At 65.3% G+C, this 1,108-nt stretch carries 2 protein-coding genes; both read right to left on the reverse strand.

Features of this window, described 5'->3' with window-relative positions; all coding sequences use genetic code 11:
- Positions 1-21 precede the first annotated feature (21 nt).
- Positions 22-396 (reverse strand): hypothetical protein, encoded by a 375-nt coding sequence (locus EN780_RS34780; protein ID WP_245500221.1) that lies wholly within the window; start codon positions 394-396, stop codon positions 22-24.
- A 68-nt stretch (positions 397-464) separates the two neighbouring features.
- Positions 465-1,108, reverse strand: a 644-nt coding sequence (locus EN780_RS34785) for a bifunctional riboflavin kinase/FMN adenylyltransferase (protein ID WP_133372892.1), incomplete at its 5' end; no start/stop codon positions are given.

Here is a 1,108-nt window from a genome sequence, read left to right on the forward strand (position 1 = left end):
GACTGGCGCTGAAGAGATAGCTTAGTCCAGGTTGAGCAGCGTCATCGAGATCAGCGCTAGCGCGATCCCGAGATACTGCATCGAGGAGACTTCCTCCTTGAAGACGAACGCGCCGACCAGTACGGCGCCGGCAACGACGATCGTGTTGATCAGCGCCCCAGTCACGGCGAGGTTCAGCCTGGTGTTGATGAAGGCGAAGGCCCAGTAGGACAGCGGCGACAGCAGCATGACGACGGCAAGGCTGCGGCCGCTGCCCGTCTTGCCCCAATGCGCGCTCAACCCATCGCACAGGATGAACAGCGACGCGCAAAGGAGGACGACGCTCCAGACGGGGATGTCGGTCTTCATCGGCACGTTCTGCCCGCTCGGCAGGCCGGCTTCGGTGAAGCGCTTCACGCACGCGGATCAGCCGGTTGGTCGAGTCCGTAACCCGCGTCTAAACACTTCTATCTAGTTATTTCGAGCTAGAACGCGATCGCGGCGTCAAGCTCCGACAGCGGGCGCACGCCTGCCAGCAGCGCCCTCGCCTCGGCCTCGTCGCGCTTCATCTGCGCGACCAGCGGGTCGAGCCCGTCGAATTTCAGCTCCGGCCGCAGGTAGCCGAAGAACGACACTTCGCACGTTTCGCCGTAGAGGTCGCCGGAGAAGTCGAAGACGAAGGTCTCGAGCAGCGGCGCGCCATTGTCGTCGACGGTCGGACGGCGGCCGAAGCTGGCGACGCCGTCATGCAGCGTGCCGTCGGCGCGGCGGAAGCGGACGGCATAAATCCCTTCCTTCAGGGCCGCTTCCGGCGAAAGCCTCATATTGGCGGTCGGAAAGCCCAGCGTGCGACCGAGCTGCTGGCCGCTGATCACCTGGGTCTCGACGGTGAAGCGGTAGCCGAGCAGGCCGGCGGCCTCGGCCACGGCGCCTTCGCCGAGAAGGGCGCGGATGCGGCTCGACGAGATCACCTCGGCGCCCTCGTCGCGAAAGGCATCGACCAACGTCACACCGAAACCATGGCGCTCGCCCGCCGCCATCAGGAAGGCGGGCCCGCCCTGGCGGTCCTTGCCGAAATGAAAGTCGAAGCCGGTGACGGTGTGCGCGATGCCGAGGTTCTTCTCCAGGA

The organism is Mesorhizobium sp. M4B.F.Ca.ET.089.01.1.1, assembly GCF_004022605.1.
GTDB lineage: Bacteria > Pseudomonadota > Alphaproteobacteria > Rhizobiales > Rhizobiaceae > Mesorhizobium > Mesorhizobium abyssinicae.